12 protein-coding genes and 1 pseudogene are annotated in these 15,974 nt (G+C 69.8%); 6 read left to right on the top strand and 7 right to left on the bottom strand.

Annotation, left to right across the window (positions count from 1 at the left end; genetic code table 11):
* Positions 1-252: 252 nt before the first annotated feature.
* Both DVK44_RS37905 and DVK44_RS17085 read right to left on the bottom strand, forming a co-directional pair.
* Positions 253-1,192, bottom strand: a pseudogene (locus DVK44_RS37905) (hypothetical protein).
* A 179-nt stretch (positions 1,193-1,371) separates the two neighbouring features.
* Positions 1,372-2,103 carry a Crp/Fnr family transcriptional regulator gene (locus DVK44_RS17085; RefSeq protein ID WP_228447206.1) on the bottom strand — a complete coding sequence of 244 codons (732 nt, stop codon included), beginning with the start codon at positions 2,101-2,103 and terminating at the stop codon, positions 1,372-1,374.
* Positions 2,104-2,208: 105 nt separating this feature from the next.
* Here DVK44_RS17085 and DVK44_RS17080 point away from each other — a divergent pair, with 105 nt between their 5' ends.
* The gene (locus tag DVK44_RS17080) at positions 2,209-3,279 is read left to right on the top strand and encodes an LLM class flavin-dependent oxidoreductase (RefSeq protein WP_114660445.1); all 1,071 of its coding nucleotides are present in this window, start codon (positions 2,209-2,211) and stop codon (positions 3,277-3,279) included.
* Between the two features lie 30 nt (positions 3,280-3,309).
* Here DVK44_RS17080 and DVK44_RS17075 read toward each other — a convergent pair whose 3' ends face one another.
* Positions 3,310-4,785: a glycoside hydrolase gene (locus DVK44_RS17075; protein ID WP_114660444.1), complete on the bottom strand. Its 1,476-nt coding sequence runs from the start codon at positions 4,783-4,785 to the stop codon at positions 3,310-3,312.
* A 204-nt stretch (positions 4,786-4,989) separates the two neighbouring features.
* The gene (locus tag DVK44_RS17070; protein WP_114660443.1) at positions 4,990-5,868 is read right to left on the bottom strand and encodes a PhzF family phenazine biosynthesis protein; all 879 of its coding nucleotides are present in this window, start codon (positions 5,866-5,868) and stop codon (positions 4,990-4,992) included.
* 179 nt (positions 5,869-6,047) lie between these two features.
* On the opposite strand from DVK44_RS17070, the gene DVK44_RS17065 reads away from it, so the two are divergent.
* The 3 genes from DVK44_RS17065 (at position 6,048) to DVK44_RS17055 (ending at position 7,835) form a co-directional block, all read left to right on the top strand.
* Positions 6,048-6,692: a LuxR C-terminal-related transcriptional regulator gene (locus DVK44_RS17065; RefSeq protein WP_114660442.1), complete on the top strand. Its 645-nt coding sequence runs from the start codon at positions 6,048-6,050 to the stop codon at positions 6,690-6,692.
* Between the two features lie 205 nt (positions 6,693-6,897).
* On the top strand, positions 6,898-7,317 hold the full coding sequence (locus DVK44_RS37135; protein WP_114660441.1) for a hypothetical protein: 420 nt from the start codon (positions 6,898-6,900) through the stop codon (positions 7,315-7,317).
* A gap of 68 nt (positions 7,318-7,385) precedes the next feature.
* Positions 7,386-7,835, top strand: a complete 450-nt coding sequence (locus DVK44_RS17055) for a hypothetical protein (RefSeq protein WP_114660440.1) — start codon at positions 7,386-7,388, stop codon at positions 7,833-7,835.
* 60 nt (positions 7,836-7,895) lie between these two features.
* Here the strand turns inward: DVK44_RS17055 and DVK44_RS17050 are convergent, their stop codons facing one another.
* On the bottom strand, positions 7,896-8,624 hold the full coding sequence (locus tag DVK44_RS17050) for a siderophore-interacting protein (protein ID WP_114660439.1): 729 nt from the start codon (positions 8,622-8,624) through the stop codon (positions 7,896-7,898).
* Positions 8,621-10,885 (bottom strand): MMPL family transporter, encoded by a 2,265-nt coding sequence (locus DVK44_RS17045; RefSeq protein ID WP_114660438.1) that lies wholly within the window; start codon positions 10,883-10,885, stop codon positions 8,621-8,623. Before DVK44_RS17045 ends, DVK44_RS17050 begins: the two co-directional genes overlap by 4 nt.
* Positions 10,886-10,963: 78 nt before the next feature.
* Between DVK44_RS17045 and DVK44_RS17040 the strand changes: the two genes are divergently transcribed.
* Together DVK44_RS17040 and DVK44_RS17035 are read left to right on the top strand one after the other, a co-directional pair.
* Positions 10,964-11,695, top strand: a complete 732-nt coding sequence (locus tag DVK44_RS17040) for a helix-turn-helix transcriptional regulator (protein ID WP_228447205.1) — start codon at positions 10,964-10,966, stop codon at positions 11,693-11,695.
* A gap of 109 nt (positions 11,696-11,804) precedes the next feature.
* A complete protein-coding gene (locus tag DVK44_RS17035) occupies positions 11,805-15,113 on the top strand; it encodes a glycoside hydrolase family 2 TIM barrel-domain containing protein (protein ID WP_114660437.1) in 3,309 nt (1,102 codons plus the stop codon).
* 79 nt (positions 15,114-15,192) lie between these two features.
* Here the strand turns inward: DVK44_RS17035 and DVK44_RS37130 are convergent, their stop codons facing one another.
* Complete coding sequence (locus DVK44_RS37130; RefSeq protein ID WP_228447204.1) at positions 15,193-15,927, bottom strand: DUF6518 family protein; 735 nt, start codon at positions 15,925-15,927, stop codon at positions 15,193-15,195.
* Between the last annotated feature and the right edge of the window lie 47 nt (positions 15,928-15,974).

Raw genomic sequence — 15,974 nt, 5'->3', positions numbered from 1 at the left:
AGCCCGCGTTGACGTTGCCGCCGGGGGCGTAGACAAAAGAGCCGCGACCGTCCCATGGAAAACCAAACGCACCTGAGGAGCCGGCCGGCCGATCATCGAACTCTTCCTCACCGAAGTCCTGTTTCGCGGAGTCCTCGGGCGCCTGTGTCACCTCCGGCGTCTGCCCCGCCTCCGGTTCGGGGTGCTGCCCTGCCTTCGGCTCGGGGTCGCGCCCCGAGGCCGCCGGCGAGTCGCCCGATGGCCGCTCGGCGCTCACCGGCGGCCCACGTTCTTGTCACCGTGGACCGTGTCCCCCATGGTGCCGTGGACCGTGCCCGCCTTGTTGCCCGCGACGTAGTCACCACCGCCGTCGACGTTGCTGACGCTCTGGCCTCCACGCACCGTGCCCAGGTTGAGGTTTCCTCGCTGCTATCAGGACGCGGTGGCGAGCGGATACACCGGGCGGCACCTCGACCACTCATCGAGGTACCGGCGACGGTCGAGGGCAAGAGGTTCGACCAGCGGGCCTGGCTCTATGTACCCGCCCCCTCGGGAAACCTGTACGACCGCCGCATCCTGGGCGACCGGGTGGTCGACGACCAGGAGACGGGAGGTACGGAGCAGGGCGGCGCCCCGCGTGTGTCCGCCGGGACGGTGCCGGCGCAGCCGGTGACCTACCAGGCCGACAATCGGAGAGAATGGCCGCCACCTGTGTGATGTTCTCGCTCGAAGCGGCCAGCATGGCCTTCACCGGGCGGGAGTCGAGCAGCCGATGAGTGTCGTTGCGCGGTGTCCCGTTCCCGTCAAATTCCTCGTCCGAGTCCGGAAGGGGACCAATATGAAGACTGACCCTGAGCCGAATGCGCACAAATCCATACGAGTGCACATTGAACTCCGTGAGCACTTCTTGAAGGGTCTGTAGCCATGGGTGGATGACAAAGGGCATGGCCGCCGGGTCGAACCCGAACACATAACCGTCACCGGTGGAATTGGGAAACTTTCTGTCCTTCCAGACCTCCGCCAGTCCGGCACGCTCGATCGACGACTGGAGAAGCTGAGGAATGGCCTGGCTGATCTTTCCGTGCTCAATGGCCGGATAGCCGGTGAAGTCCTTGGCATCGACAGCGAGGATTCCGCGGTACGGCGGGAGCCTGCGGCTTCGGGAGTTGGGGCGGGCGGTGGCTTCGGGAAGATCATGGTGGGACGGCTGCATGAGGCTCCTCGGTCTCGTTCAAAGGTCGCGGTCGCGGTCGCGACCGCGGTCGTTCGAGCATCGCGGGATACGGCATTCCCAAGTGCACGCCCAGTGCCGAGATGACGTGACGAGCACCACACGCCGGGCAGGGGGAATCACTCATAGGGACTCATCCCCGTGAGTTCAGTCGCGGTGAATCAGTCGCGCAGATTCACGGCGGCGCGGCGGAGCGCGGACAGGTCGCTGATGACGATGCGCTTGCGAGCAGCCCGGACTTCGGCGTACTCAAGATCGGCGAGGGCGGCCGTGACCGTGTTGCGGGACGTTCCGAGGTACTGAGCCAACTCACTGCGGGTCAGGTCCAGCTCAACGCTCCGCCCCGACTCCGTCGAATTCGTCGGTTCCGTCGCCGGATTTCCCGAACTGACGGCCAGATCTACGAGTACGGCCGCCAGACGGCCCAGCACATCGCCCCCGCTCCGGGCGAGATCCGACTCCCGCAGTCTGGTGAGGGCGTAACGGACAAGCACGGGAAACAGGTCGTGCGTGGTGACGAATTGAAGGAAATCCTTCTTGCCCATCACCCCGACCACACAGTCCGAGATCGTCTGAACGCTCGCCGAACGCATCCCGTCGTCCAGTACCGCCACTTCACCGAGTATCTCGCCGGGACCGCGGAACGCCAGCAGTTTGAGATCACCGTTGCGCTCCCGCCGGATCACCTTGGCCACGCCGCTGTGTACGGCCAGGACATGGGTTCCGCGTTCTCCCTGCCGTAACAGAGTGCTGCCGGCGACATGGTGGCGCTGATAGCAGAGGGCCAGGAGTTCTGCCCAGACCGACTCCCCCACAAGGCGCCGCAGCGTCCGGCCCGCCGCGTCCGGAGCATCATCCTGCGCGTCCGACGGATTCTCCACGCGATCACTCATGCGACGACCATAGGAGGAACCGTGCAGGAGGGACCAGACCGTGGGATCCGCGCGGGCCGCGGGCCAGTTTTGGGGGGTGGCTGCGACACTGGGGGGGTGTTGTTGATGGGTGGTGTCGATGTGGGTGGAGGGTCTGTGGTGTTGGAATTCAAGCCGTTGCGGAAGCTGGGGTTTCTGACCATTGGGCTGTTCGACGCGGCCGATCCGGCGCGTGGGCATGAGTCGACGTTGTCGATCATCGAGCTGGGTGAGCGGCTGGGGTTCGACAGTGCGTGGGTGCGGCACCGGCATTTGCAGTACGGGATCTCCTCCCCCGTCGTCGTCCTCGCGGCGGCGTCCCAGCGCACCAGCCGGATCCAGCTCGGCACCGCGGTCACCCCGCTGGGCTGGGAGAATCCGCTGCGGCTGGCCGAGGATCTGGCGACCGTGGACATCCTCTCCGGCGGCCGGCTCAACCCCGGGGTCAGTGTCGGGCCGCCGATGCACTACGAGCGGGTACGGGACGCGCTGTACCCGGACACCGCCGACGCCGAGGACTTCAGCTACGAGCGCGTGCGCCGGCTCATGGCGCTCGTACGCGGGGAGCCGGCCAGCGGGTTCAGTGGTACGGAGGGGTTCGAGGCGTTCTCCGAGCGCGTTCAGCCCCACTCCCCCGGGCTGGCCGGCCGGATGTGGTACGGCGGCGGCAGTCTGCGCTCCGCGCGTTGGGCCGGTGAGCAGGGCATGAACTTCCTCACCAGCAGTGTCGTCAAGGCGGAAGGGGTGGAGGGGGACGGGGAAGGGGACCTTGGGTTTGCCTCTGTTCAGCGTTCGCACATCCGCGCCTTCCGCGCCCACCACCCCGACGGCGACCGCGCCCGTGTCTCCCACGGGCTCGTCGTCATCCCCACCGACTCCGCCACCCCCCGCCAGCGCGCCAAGTACGAGGCGTACGCCCGCGAGCGGCTGCCGCGTACCGCCTCCCCGCAGGGGCCCGCCCGTCTGATGTTCGCGCCCGACCTCGTCGGCGACTCCGCCGAACTCGCCGAACGGCTGCACGAACACGCCGCGTTCAGGGAGATCGACGAGGTCGCGTTCGCGCTGCCGTTCACCTTCGACCACGAGGACTACGTACAGATCCTCACCGACATCGCCACCCACCTCGGACCGGCACTCGGCTGGCGGCCGACGCCCTGAGCCCGGGGCGTACGCCGTGCGCGTGGTGGGTCAGATGACCACGTTGTCGATCTGGAATGTCTGCACCGAGGCCGCCGCGAACGGTGCGCTGAGTTGTTTGCCGTTGAGGTAGGTGTCGGCTCGCTCGGTGTACAGGTCGCCGGTGCCGGAGGTCAGGGTGTTCCAGCGGCGTACGAGGCCGGCGGTGCCGCCGGTGACCGTGGTGAAGCGGGAGAGGTCGAAGGTGAGGGTCTGGGCGGCGCCCGCGTTGACGGCGACGAGCACCAGGCGCCGGAGCGCCGGGTCGTACGCCGCGGCCGCGTAGCCGACGCCGGTGTCCAGGATGGTCATCCCGGGGCGGATATGCCGGCTGAACTGGGCCATCACGTAGTACTTGGTCTGTACGGCGCCGGCCTGGAGTGTGTTGGCGTCGTACGCGATCATCGCCCAGCCGGGGGACGGGTCCATCACCTGCCAGTAGCAGTAGGCGGTGGGGTGCAGCCAGCGGAAGTCGAGGCAGAGGTTGGTGGCGAGGGAGAGGCCGGTCGCGTCGTTCTGGCCGGTCTCGGAATTCCAGAGCTTCTTGCCCGCCGTGGTGACGACATCCGTGTAGAGCAGGTCGCGACGGCCGCCGGAGCCCTGGTAGCCATGTACGTTGACCTGGCTGACCAGCGCCTTTGTCGCGGATCCAAAGGAGTTCCAGGTGGTACGGGCCAGGTCGTAGCTTGTCTCGTCGGAGGCGGAGATACGGGTGGCGGTCAGCCCGCGCCGGTCGAGTTCGCTGCGCATGTACGGGAGGACGGCGGCCTGGACGGAGGCGTCGAAGTGGCAGCCCTCCTGGGTGCCGGTGGCCGTCCACCAGCTGGACGCCGGCTCGTTGAAGGGGTCCACTGTCGCGAAGTTCACGCCCCAGTTGTTCTTGGCCTGGAGGGCGACGGCGGCGAGGTGGGAGGCGTGCTGGCGGTAGTTCCAGGACTGGAGGTTGTTACCGCCGCCGGCCGCGCCGGACGGGTTGTGGTTGAGGCACATCCACCACATCGGCGAGTTCGCGAACAGCTCGCTCACCGCGCCCCGTTGGGTGGCCTTGACCAGCGCGGCCCGCTGGGCGGCGTCCACACTCCAGTTCCACGCGGAGGACGTGGGATCCTCGTTGCGCCAATCCTGCCAGAACCCCTCGATCTGCTTGAACGCGGGGATGTTGGGGGAGGCCACCATCGTCTCCCCGTTGACACTGTTCCAGCTGCACGCGCCGAGGTTGTAGCGGGCGATGTTCAGGCCCAGGCCGGGCAGGACACGGCCGTTGTACGTGACGGACTTGGTGGTGAAGAAGAGGTCGGCGAAGTCGTCGCGCGCGCCGAAGACATTGGCCCACCAGGCCAGCGACGTCCCCCAGCCCTCCCAACTCCCGTACGTCGTACCTGGGTTCACCGCCACGGTGTCGTCCGCCCGTGCGGTGCCGGTGGCCAGGGCGCCCCCGAGCAGTGTGCCGCCCGCCGCCGCGGCGAGCAGCGTTCTGCGTCTGATCATCGGACTCCTCACGTGACACCCAATAAAAGTCGCGTCCATGACAAACACTTCGAGAATCGGGGGCCTTCGCGGGATTGTCGAGAGCTATGACAGCGCTTTCCCCCTGACCGGCTAGGGAAAGCTGGGGAAAGGGGCGGTTTGCTGTGTATTACTTCTGTGGGGGGGGGTGGGGTGGGTGGGGTGGCTGCTGCCTCAGTTTCGGCCTCAGGCGATCGGGACCGCCGTCCCCGTGACCGTCACCCCGCTGTCCGCCCCCTCCGGCACCATGACCTCGATGCTGCTCGGGCGCCCCATGTCGTACCCCTGCAACACCGTGAACCGCCCGGTCCCGGGCGGCCCCGTCAGCCCCTGTCCGCGCAGATAGCCCCCCAGCGCCGCGGCGGCCGCCCCGGTGGCGGGGTCCTCCACCACACCGCCCGGGGGAAAGGGGTTTCGCGCGTGGTAGCGGGTGGGCGACTCGCGCCACACCAGGTCGACCGTCGTCCAGTCGTGCTCGGCCATCAGCCCGCCGAGCGCGTCCATGTCGTAATCCAGGTCGGCCAGCCGCTCCCGGCTCGCGGCGGCGATCACCGGGTGCCAGGCTCCCGCGTACGCGACGCGCGGCGGCAGGGCCGGGTCCAGATCGTCGCACGACCACCTCAACGCCCCCAGCAGCGCGTCGAGTTGGGGATCGGTGAGCGGTACGGTCCGAGGCGCCACGCTGACCAGCGCCGCGACGACGGAGCCGTCCGGGGCGATCCGGGTGGCGACGGGCACCTCGCCGGCGGCGGTGTGGAACGTCAGCTCACCGACGCCGTGCACCCGCGCGTAGGCGACCGCCGTCGCGATGGTCGCGTGCCCGCAGAAGGGCACCTCGGCGAGCGGGCTGAAGTACCGGACATCGAGAACACCGCCGCCGGTGTTCTCGTCGGCCTCAGCTCGCGGCACGACGAAGGCGGTCTCGGAGTAGCCCACCTCCGCCGCGGTCCGCGCCATGACGGCCTCGTCCATGCCGGTGGCGTCGAGTACGACGCCTGCCGGATTGCCCCCGGCCGGATCGGTCGTGAAGGCCGCGTATCGGAGTACGGCTACGTCCACAGTCATGGCCTCACCCTATGTTCCGCCCCTCCTCGGCGGCAGCCCTGCGCCGCCGCCGAAACCGGGCGTCGGACTCGTGATCGCGGCGACGGGAACTCGGCCGCCCGGCCGGTAGGTTGAGGAGCCCTTGTACGGGACGAGCCCCGTCGGGGGGCCGACCGCGAGCGGAGTGGAGTGGAGCTGCCGTGCGTGTGGTGATGGCCGAGGACAACGCCCTGCTGCGGGAGGGGATCGTCATGCTACTGACCTCCGCGGGGCACGAGGTGGTGGCGGTCGCGTCCAGCGGCCCCGAGGTGCTGCCCGCGCTGCTGGCACACCGTCCGGACATCGCCGTGCTCGACGTCCGGATGCCGCCCGGCTTCCGCGACGAGGGCCTCCGCGCGGCGCTGGCGGCGCGGGAGCGGATCCCCGGGCTGCCCGTGCTCGTACTGTCGCAGTACGTCGAGGAGACGTACGCGGCCGAGCTGCTGGCCGGGGGCGCGAGCGGGGTCGGCTATCTGCTCAAGGACCGGGTCGGCCGCGTCGACGAGTTCCTGGACGCGCTGGAGCGGGTCGCCGCCGGCGGTACGGCGCTCGACCCCGAGGTGGTGAAGGAACTGCTGGCCCGGCGCCGGAACGATCCGCTGGACGAGCTGACCCCGCGCGAGCGGGAGGTGCTGCACCTGATGGCGGAGGGGCGGGACAACGCGACGATCGCCTCGGCGCTGGTGGTGTCGGAGCGGGCGGTGAGCAAGCACATCGGAAACGTCTTCCTGAAGCTGGGGCTGCCGCCGAGCGACAGCGGGCACCGGCGGGTGCTGGCGGTGCTGGCGTATCTGAACCGGGGGTAGGGGGCGGGGCGCGGACGTGGGCGATGGGGTCCTCCCGGGCGATGGGGTGTAGCGGGCTACACCACGGTTTTGGGAGGGCGCTCCCTCGCGGTGGCAAGCGCGCGACGGGATCGTTGTCGGCAGATACAGCAACTGATCCACGGGTCCCGGAGGCTCGCGGGTTCCCGCCGGTGCCGCCACGCCACCCACCCAGAAAGTCACTGCCATGAAGTCACCGCTCGCCACCGCGAAGTCGTCCGCCACCGCGAAGTCGTCCGCCGCCCATGTGCTCCTCTGGTCGCTCTTCGTCTGCGGCCTCGCCGCGGGCACCGCCTCGGGCGCCGTGCTCGACGGCACGGCGAAGAGCGTCGCCACGTACGCCGGTATCGGTGTGTCGCTGCTGGCGGGCTCGCGGATCGCGAAGAAGCCGAGGATCAGGGCGTTTCTGTCGACCCCGCCGGTGCTCTGGTTCCTGTTCCTGTTCAACGGCGGCGTGGCCGCGATCTGCTGCTTCACCATGGACGGCGCGCAGGGGATCATGGCCGCCGCCGGTATGGGCCTGGTCTCGCTCGGCGCGGCGGGCGGCCTCGTAGCGGGCCGCCGGAAGCAGCCCGCGCCGCCGGCCACCAACCCTGCCGGGGCCTAGGGCCTCTCCCGTACACCCGTACGCCCGTACGCGCCCCATCACGCCCGCCCGACGAAAAGGCCCCCGCCATGCCCCTGAACACGAACCGCCGACCCCGCCGCCCCGGCCGCCGTACCGTCACCGTCGCCACCAGCCTGGCCGCCGTCACCCTGGCCGCCGGACTGGTCACGGCCTGCGACGACACCGACACCCACGCCGAGCGCATCAGCAGCATCGGTGACTCGCTGGACTGCCTCCGCGACGCCGGCTCCCTCACCGGCAGCCTCAAGGCGATCCACGACGCCGGACTGGACGCGGCGCAGGACCCCGCGCGGACCGACGAGTCCATCGACACCATCGACAAGAACCTCGACAAGATCGGTGGCACGACGGACAACTCCAAGGTCAACAAGGCGCTCAAGGACCTCCGCGACGCGATCGCGGACTACAACAAGGCCATCCTGAACGGCGACACCCACCCGGACCCCGGCGCGATCAACGACGCGGCCGGCGCCCTGACCAACGTCTGCGTGTCGTAGAGACAGCGATACGGCGAGAAAGCGATACCGCGATACGGCGCGGCCCGCACCGAGCCCCCCTCAGTCCATTCCGCGCTTTCCGGGCGTCCAGAAGGGCTTGGTGACGATGTCGCGGCGGTTCCAGCCCCGGTCGTTGACGAGATAACCGCGGATCAGCTGGACCGTACGGGCCTCACCGGCCAGGTAGGCGGCGCCCTGAGTGCCGGGCAGGTCGAGGGCGGCGACGGCGTCGACGAGCTGCCCGGAGGAGGCCGCGGCGGCTCCCTGTCGTGCGATCCGGGTCAGGGGCCGGGGCAGGTCGATGTGGTCGGCCTCGGTGGCGGCCTGGTGGACGCCGAGGACGGGAACGTCGGCGGGCACGGCGCGCAGCAGTGAGCCGAAGCCGGCCGCCGCGCTCTCCTCGCCCGCGAAGAGGTGCCAGTGGGCGTCGGGCCTGAGGCGGATCGCCCGGGGGTCGCGCATGAACGCCACGTACTGCCCGGGGCGGGCGGCTTCGGCCCACCGGAGGCCGATGCTGTCGGGGGTGCCGTGGTCGAACAGGACGAGGTCGATCCACCCCTGGCCGGGGTCGGCGTCCCAGACGCTGTAGGTGCGCAGGGTGAGCAGGCTTCCGATCCGCACCCGGATGTGGTCGCCGGGCTGCCAGTTCAGCCCGGCCAGCTTGGGGCCGGCCAGCCGCATCCGCAGGGAGGTGGGGGTGAGTTCCTCGATCTCCTCGATGTGGCCGCCGCGCAGCAGCCGTCGGCTCAGATCGAACCGGCCGCCGCCGGACGAGGGGTCGTGGTTCATCGTGCGCCCGCCTTGTCCAGCCGCTGGTCACCGGCCAACCGCTGGTCACCGGAGTCCGTCATGGCGTTCTCTCCCTCGATGTCGACGTTGGGCAGGACGCGGTCGAGCCACTTCGGCAGCCACCACGCCTTGTCACCCATGAGATACAGGAGCGCGGGGATGAGGCACATCCGTACGGCGAAGGCGTCGAAGATCACCGCCACCGCCAGGCCGAAGCCCATCGACTTGATCATCGTGTCCGCCATGAAGACAAAGCCGGAGAACACCGCCGTCATGATCAGCGCCGCGGCGGTCACCACCCGCGCCGAGCTGCGGAATCCATCCCTCACCGCCTCCTGCGGGGAGGCGCCGCGGACATGGGCCTCGCGGATACGGGTCACCAGGAAGACCTGGTAGTCCATCGCCAGACCGAACACCACACCGACGAGGAAGATCGGCAGGAAACTGACGATCGGCTCGCCGGGGAACCACCCGAAGGCGCTCTTCTGGAATACGGCGACCATGGCGCCGAGCGTGGCCAGGATCGAGAGCAGGAACCCGAAGGTCGCGGTCAACGGCACCAGGATCGAGCGGAACACCAGGACCAGCAGCAGAAACGCCAGCCCGATGACAATGGCGAGGTAGGGCACCAGCGCACCACTGAGCCTGTCCGAGATATCGGCCTGCACCGCCGAGATTCCGGTGACACCGAGGGTGACCCCGGTCCGCTTCTCGATCACCGCGGTGTCGCGCAGATCGCTCAGCAGCTCCTCGGCCGCGACCGACTCCGGTCCGGCGGCGGGCTCGACCAGCACCATCGCGCCGTTCTCGCTCGTACCGGCCAGGGCCGCGTGGGCGACGTTGTCCTGTCCGGCGGCCCACGCGGTGACCTGCTCGTACGCGCGCTGCCGCTGCGCGGGTGTGACGTTACGGCCGTCGACGACGACCAGCAGCGGAGAGAGCCTGCCGGGCCCGAACGACTCGGTGATCAGGTCGGACGCCTTGCGCGCGGTGGTGTCCGTGGGAGCGGTGGAGTCGCCCGGCAGTCCCATATGGATGTCCTTGAAGGGCAGCGCCATCGCGCCGAGGCCGATCACCACGACCAGGATCCACACGAACGGCGCCCTGGCCACGACACGTGCCCAGCGCACACCGTGGTTGAGGACCTCGCCGGACTCGTCACGGGCCGGTACGTAACGACGGAACCGCCCGCCGAAGATCTTCGACTTCAGCATGCCGCCGAGGGCCGGTATCAGGGTCAGGGCGACCAGGATCGAGATGGCGACGGTCACGGCGGCGCCCAGGCCCATGGCGGTGAGAAACCCGATGCCCACGACGCTGAGCGCGACCAGCGCGATGATGACGGTCAGGCCGGCGAACACGACCGCCGAGCCCGCCGTGCCCACCGCGATGCCCATGGCTTCCTCGCGGTCCTCGGTGTGCTGGAGTTCACCGCGGTAGCGGGCGAGGATGAACAACGCGTAGTCGATGCCCACAGCGAGGCCGAGCATCGTCGCCAGGATCGTGGTGGTGTCCGGTACGTCGACGAACGCGGTCAGCGCGGTGATGCCCAGGACGCCCAGCCCCACACCGACACCTGCCGAGAGGACCGGCATGCCGGCCGAGACCAGCGAGCCGAAGGTCAGGGCGAGGACGACCAGTGCCACACCGATGCCGATGATCTCGGCGGTGCTGCCCGGGGCGGCCATGGTCTCCATCCCCGGCCCCGAGACCTCTACTTGGAGCCCGGCACCGCGTGCGTCGCCCAGGATGTCCATGACCTCGGTCTTCATCTCCGGTGTCACGTCCGCCACTTCGGGAACGTCGAAGGCGAAGTCGACCGTGCCCACCCGGCCATCGGCCGAGAGCGGCAGGGTCGCGGCGAGCAGCTCCGGCGCGTCTCCCGCCGTCCGGCGGAGGGCGTCGGCGGCCTCGACCGGGCCGGCGACCGGGCCCGGCACATGCTCCAGAGCGCCGATCTCGCTCACCAGCCGGGCGATGGCGCTCGCGTACGGCTCCTCGGCCAGCTTCGCGCCCTTGGGCGCGGCGACGACGACCGTCACCGTCGGTGCCTCGACGTCCCGCGCGCCGGGGAAGAGTTCCCGCTGAAGTTCGGCGGCCCGCATGGAGGGGATGCCCGGAATAGTGAAACTGCTCGTCATCGGCTTGGAGAAGGCACCGGCGACGGCACCGGCAGCCACCAGGGCGATCAGCCACCCGGCCAGAAAGACCGGCCAGCGGCGGTACGCGGTTCTGCCGAGACGATAGAGAAGAGTTGCCATGTGCTCGACCGTAGGATGGCGTTCATGCGTATGGCGGTCAATCAATACCCCACAACGGCCAGCCCGGTGGGCGCTCCCGTGTCACCGATCCTGAGCATCGACCGCGGCAGCTCGGATCAGTACGACACCGTCATCGAGACACACGCCCATCCCGAACCCAAGCTGATCTGGTCCGTGAGCGCGACGGCCACGGTCCACGCCGCGGCACGCGACTGGCTCATCCCGCCCGGTTACGGACTGTGGATCCCCGGCGGGGTGGCACACGGCGGGGCGGTGCTGCGCGCCGGCGAGGGGTCCGCCGTCGCCTTCTCCCCGGACAGCTGCCCGATTACCTGGACCCGGCCGACCGGCGTCGCGGTCGGGCCGCTGCTGCGCGAACTCTTCGCGCATCTGTATCTCGCGAGCCACCAGGATCCGAGCCGACCGCACGCCGAAGCCCTCATGTTCGCCCTGCTCGTCGCGCTGCCCACCCATGACATCCATGTGGCCGTGCCGACAGACCCCCGCGTGCGGGCCATCGCGGAACGGCTTGTCGCGGACCCGTCGGACCAGCGTGAACTCGCCGCCTGGTCCGACCATGTCCACGCCAGCGTCAGAACGCTCTCACGGCTCTTCCCCAGGGAGACCGGGCTCAGTTTCGCCCGCTGGCGCACCCAGGTCCGTATTCGGGCGGCGATCCAGCTGCTCGCCGACGGGGCATCGGTCAACGCCACGGCCCGGGCCGTCGGCTACCGCAAACCCAGCGCCTTCATCAGCGCCTTCCGCCGTGTCACCGGCCATACGCCCGGCACCTACCTCCACACCGACTGACCTGAACGGACAGGTCCGGCACGCCCGTTGCGGCAGCGGTCTTGTGTGGTGCGCGGGTACGTCTGATGCTGGGGCGGTTGTTCTTGTTGTCTTCCGTTCGGAGTCGCACATGAGTGTCGAAAGTCCGAGCAATAACCAACATCCACGCCGTCGTTCCCTGCTGGTCTCCGGCGCCGCCCTCGCGGGATGGGCGGCCTTCGCCGGGCAGAAGCAGGCGTTCGCGGCGAGCAGCAGTGGCGGTGGCAGTGGCGTCAGCGGCGGGGCTGACAGCGGCGCCGCCGCCACGCCCGAGTGGGAAGCGCAGCCAGAGGTGTTCCAGGTCAACCGCGAGGACGCGCGGACCCGGCTCGTACCGTACGCGACCGCTGCCGACGCCTTACGCGGGCGGCACGAGCGGTCGCCGTACTACCGTTCCCTCAACGGCAGTTGGCGTTTCCACTGGTCCGAGAACCCGGACGCGCGGCCCATCGGCTTCCATGCGCCGGAGTACGACGACAGCGACTGGGACCGCATTCCGGTCCCGTCCAACTGGGAGATGGAGGGATACCGGGAGCCGATCTACCTCAACATCCCGTATCCCTGGATCGGTTACGAGACACCCGAACCGCCCAATGTCCCGCGCAAGTTCAACCCCGTGGGCTCGTACCGCCGCGCCTTCACCCTGCCCTCGGACTGGGCGGGCCGGCACACGCTCATCTCGTTCCAGGGGGTGAAGTCCGCCTTCTTCGTGTGGGTGAACGGCGAGCGCGTCGGCTACAGCGAGGACAGCTACACACCGGCCGAGTTCGACATCACCCCGTATCTCCGGCCCGGGCGCAACACCCTTGCTGTTGAGGTCTACCGGTGGTCGGACGGGAGCTGGCTGGAGGACCAGGACCTGATCGATCTGTCCGGCATCTTCCGGGACGTGTATCTGTACGCCATCCCACCGGTGCACCTCCACGACCTCTTCGTACGGACGAAGTTGGACTCCGCGTACCGGGACGCGACACTCACCGTCTCGGCGGCCGTACGGAACCGGGGAGCCGCCTCCACTCCACCCGACCAGCCCGGGCCCGTCCTGATCGAAGCCGTCCTGTACGACGCCAAGGGGCGCCGCGTCCTGCCCCAGGCCCTCACCGCCACCCTCCAGCCCTCCCCATCCGCCCCCGGCGCGGCCGACACCAGCGTCACCCTGACCGCCGACGTCCCCGCCCCGGCCCTCTGGTCCGCCGAGGCGCCGCACCTCTACACCCTTGTCGTCACCCTCAAGGACGCCTCCGGCGCCGCCGTCGACATCCACCGCACCCGCGTCGGTTTCCGCCAAATCGACTACGGTCCGGGCAGGTTCACCATCAACGGCCGGCCCCTCATGCTGCGCGGCACCAACCGCCACGAGAACGACCCCGAACTCGGCCAGGCCGTCTCCGAGTCGGGGATGGTCCAGGACGTCCTGCTGATGAAGCGGCACAACATCAACGCCGTCCGCACCTCCCACTACCCCAACCATCCCCGCTGGCTCGAACTCTGCGACGAGTACGGCCTGTACGTCATCGACGAGGCCAATCTGGAGACGCACGCCATCCGCGACCGCCTCCCCGCCTCGCGCCCCGAGTGGACGCCCGCCTGTCTGGACCGGATGCGCTCGCTCGTCGAGCGCGACAAGAACCACGCGAGCGTCATCGTCTGGTCCCTCGGCAACGAGGCCGGCCAGGGCAGCAACTTCCGTGCCATGGCGGACTGGACACACGCCCGCGACAACTCACGCCCCGTCCACTACGAGGGCATGAACGCCGTGACCGACATCCACAGCGAGATGTACACCAGTCCGGCGGGCGTCGAGTCGTACGGCCGATCCGGCAACCCGAAGCCGTACGTCCTCTGCGAGTACACCCACTCCATGGGCAACAGCGGCGGCAATCTGCGCGAGTACTGGGACGCCTTCGAGCGCTACCCCAATCTGCACGGCGCCTTCATCTGGGACTGGGCCGACCAGTCCGTCCGCCTCCCGATCCCCGACCAGGCCCCCGGCGAACCCCGGCGCACCTATCTGTCGTACGGCGGCGACTGGCGGCCCGGCTATCCGTCGGACGGCAACTTCTGCGCCAACGGGCTGGTCGCGGCGGACCGGCAGATCCACCCGGGCCTGCTGGAGCTGAAGAAGGTGTACGAGCCGATCGGCATCACCGCCGCAGACGCCACCGGCACGGATGCCACCGGCACCGACGTCCGCATCCACAACAAAAACCTCTTCAGCGGTCTGGACGCGTACCACCTCGTCTGGACGGTCACCCGCGACGGCGACCCCGTCCAGCGCGGCACCCTCCCCGGGCCGCAGGTCGCGCCCGGCGCGACGGAGACGGTACGGATCCCCTGCCGCCGGCCGGACAAGCCCGCGCCCGGCGGCGAGTACTGGCTGAACGTCTCGTTCGTGCTGCGGAAGGCCACGAGCTGGGCGGACGCGGGACACACCGTGGCGGCGGACCAGATCGCGCTGCCGTGGCACACACCACTCACCACGCCGTCCTCCGGATCGTCGTCGGAGTCCCCCGCCCTCACCCTCGTGGAGACCGCCGCCGACATCCGCGTCACCGGCCGGAACAGCGAGGTCGTCCTCGACCGGGGGACCGGCACCCTCGCCTCGTACCACCACCGCGGCCGGCTGCTGCTGGCCGGCGGGCCCGTGCCCAACTTCTGGCGCGGGCCCACGGACAACGACATCGGCCGCCGCTTCCAGACGACGGCCCGCACCTGGCGCGACGCGGGCGCCAACCGTACGGTGACGTCCGTGGCCGTCGAGCAGCCGTCACCCGGCGAGGTGGTGATCGAGGTGACGGCGACGCTCCCCACCGCGCCCACCGCCTCCACCTGGCACACCGTCTTCCGGATCCTCGGCAGCGGTGAGGTACGCGTACGGCACACGCTCACCGCGGCCGCCGGTCTCCCGGACCTGCCCGTGGTGGGCGCGCTGCTGACCGTGCCGGCGGGGCTGGAGCGGCTCGACTGGTTCGGGCGCGGGCCGCACGAGAACTACTGGGATCGCAACACCGGTGCGCTCGTGGGCCGTTACCGCTCCACGGTGGACGCCCAGGTCGCTCCGTACATCCGCCCCCAGCAGATGGGCAACATGACGGACGTACGCCGCTTCTCGCTCACCGACCGTACGGGCACCGGCCTGAAAGTCACCGCCGACGCCCAGGAAGGCGCCCCGGCGCCCGGGAGCCTCCTGGAGATCAGCGCGCTGCACTACTCCCCGTTCGACCTCGAAGGCACCCGCCATCCGCACAATCTGAAACGGCGCGACGAGACCGTCCTCGGTGTCAACCACCGCCAGACCGGCGTGGGCGGCATCAACTCCTGGGGCGCGGCCCCGCTCGCCGCCTACCTGCTCCGCGCGGGCCGCACGTACACGTACGGCTACACCCTGCACCCCGCGTAGACCCAACACCGGTGTCGTGCCGGGGCGTTCGACCGCCCCGGCACGTACCCCCGGCACGTCCCCCGGACCGCCCGCCGTCTCACGCCCCGCTCAGCAGCCCGCGGTAGACGACGACGTACGCGACGAACGAGAACGCGGCGGTGCACAGCAGCGCCACTCCGCGTTCCTTGTGCGTACGGGGCATCACCAGCGGCAGCAGCACCGCGAGCGCGAGGCAGGCCCACGCCTGGGGCGCGTAGTGCAGGGTCCACGCGTAGTGGACGCTCTCCATGCCGAAGACCCCCGCGAGCCCGGCCACCGCGACAGCGCGGCGGCGCCAGTCCTCGTTCCGCCGCCACCAGGCGCCCGCGACGCCGAAGAGCGGTCCGGCCAGGAACGCCATGCCCAGCCAGAGCAGCGGGTAGAAGAGCATCCCCATGCCCTGACGGTTGAAGCCGAACTCGGCGTACGCGTAGTAGCCGACGACCAGTCCGGCCTCGGCCAGCAGCCCGGCGACGGGGGCGACCGCGAACGGTCTCCGGGCCGCGACCAGGGCGCCGGCCACGAAGGCGGCGACGGACCAGACGGCGCCGGAGTTGACGATGCTGTTCCAGGCGCCGGGCAGCCAGCCCTGGCCGATGTTGGTGAGCACACCGAAGAGCAGCCCGCCGAGCAGCGACCAGGCCAGCACGGGCAGCGCGGCCCGGAAGGCACGCGGCCGGGGGTCGCCCTCCGGCTGGGTGGACCACCGCGGAGGGGCATGCGGCTGGGGGGCCTGCCGCTGGGGGTCCTGCGGGTCCTGCGGCTGGGGAACGGCGTCGTGTACGAGGTTCACGTGATTCGTTCCTTCATTCCTTACGCGGGGACGGAGGGAACATACTG

The organism is Streptomyces paludis (assembly GCF_003344965.1).
GTDB lineage: Bacteria > Actinomycetota > Actinomycetes > Streptomycetales > Streptomycetaceae > Streptomyces > Streptomyces paludis.
The sequence above is the reverse complement of the archived record's forward strand: the minus strand, read 5'-3'. Positions and strand labels throughout refer to the sequence as shown.

Excerpts from the sequence above, each read along its gene's own strand:
- DVK44_RS17085 (WP_228447206.1), bottom strand. The coding sequence starts at position 2,103 with ATGAGTGATCGCGTGGAGAATCCGTCGGACGCGCAGGATGATGCTCCG.
- DVK44_RS17080 (WP_114660445.1), top strand. The coding sequence starts at position 2,209 with ATGGGTGGTGTCGATGTGGGTGGAGGGTCTGTGGTGTTGGAATTCAAG.
- DVK44_RS17075 (WP_114660444.1), bottom strand. The coding sequence starts at position 4,785 with ATGATCAGACGCAGAACGCTGCTCGCCGCGGCGGCGGGCGGCACACTG.
- DVK44_RS17070 (WP_114660443.1), bottom strand. The coding sequence starts at position 5,868 with ATGACTGTGGACGTAGCCGTACTCCGATACGCGGCCTTCACGACCGAT.
- DVK44_RS37135 (WP_114660441.1), top strand. The coding sequence starts at position 6,898 with ATGAAGTCACCGCTCGCCACCGCGAAGTCGTCCGCCACCGCGAAGTCG.
- DVK44_RS17055 (WP_114660440.1), top strand. The coding sequence starts at position 7,386 with ATGCCCCTGAACACGAACCGCCGACCCCGCCGCCCCGGCCGCCGTACC.
- DVK44_RS17050 (WP_114660439.1), bottom strand. The coding sequence starts at position 8,624 with ATGAACCACGACCCCTCGTCCGGCGGCGGCCGGTTCGATCTGAGCCGA.
- DVK44_RS17045 (WP_114660438.1), bottom strand. The coding sequence starts at position 10,885 with ATGGCAACTCTTCTCTATCGTCTCGGCAGAACCGCGTACCGCCGCTGG.
- DVK44_RS17035 (WP_114660437.1), top strand. The coding sequence starts at position 11,805 with ATGAGTGTCGAAAGTCCGAGCAATAACCAACATCCACGCCGTCGTTCC.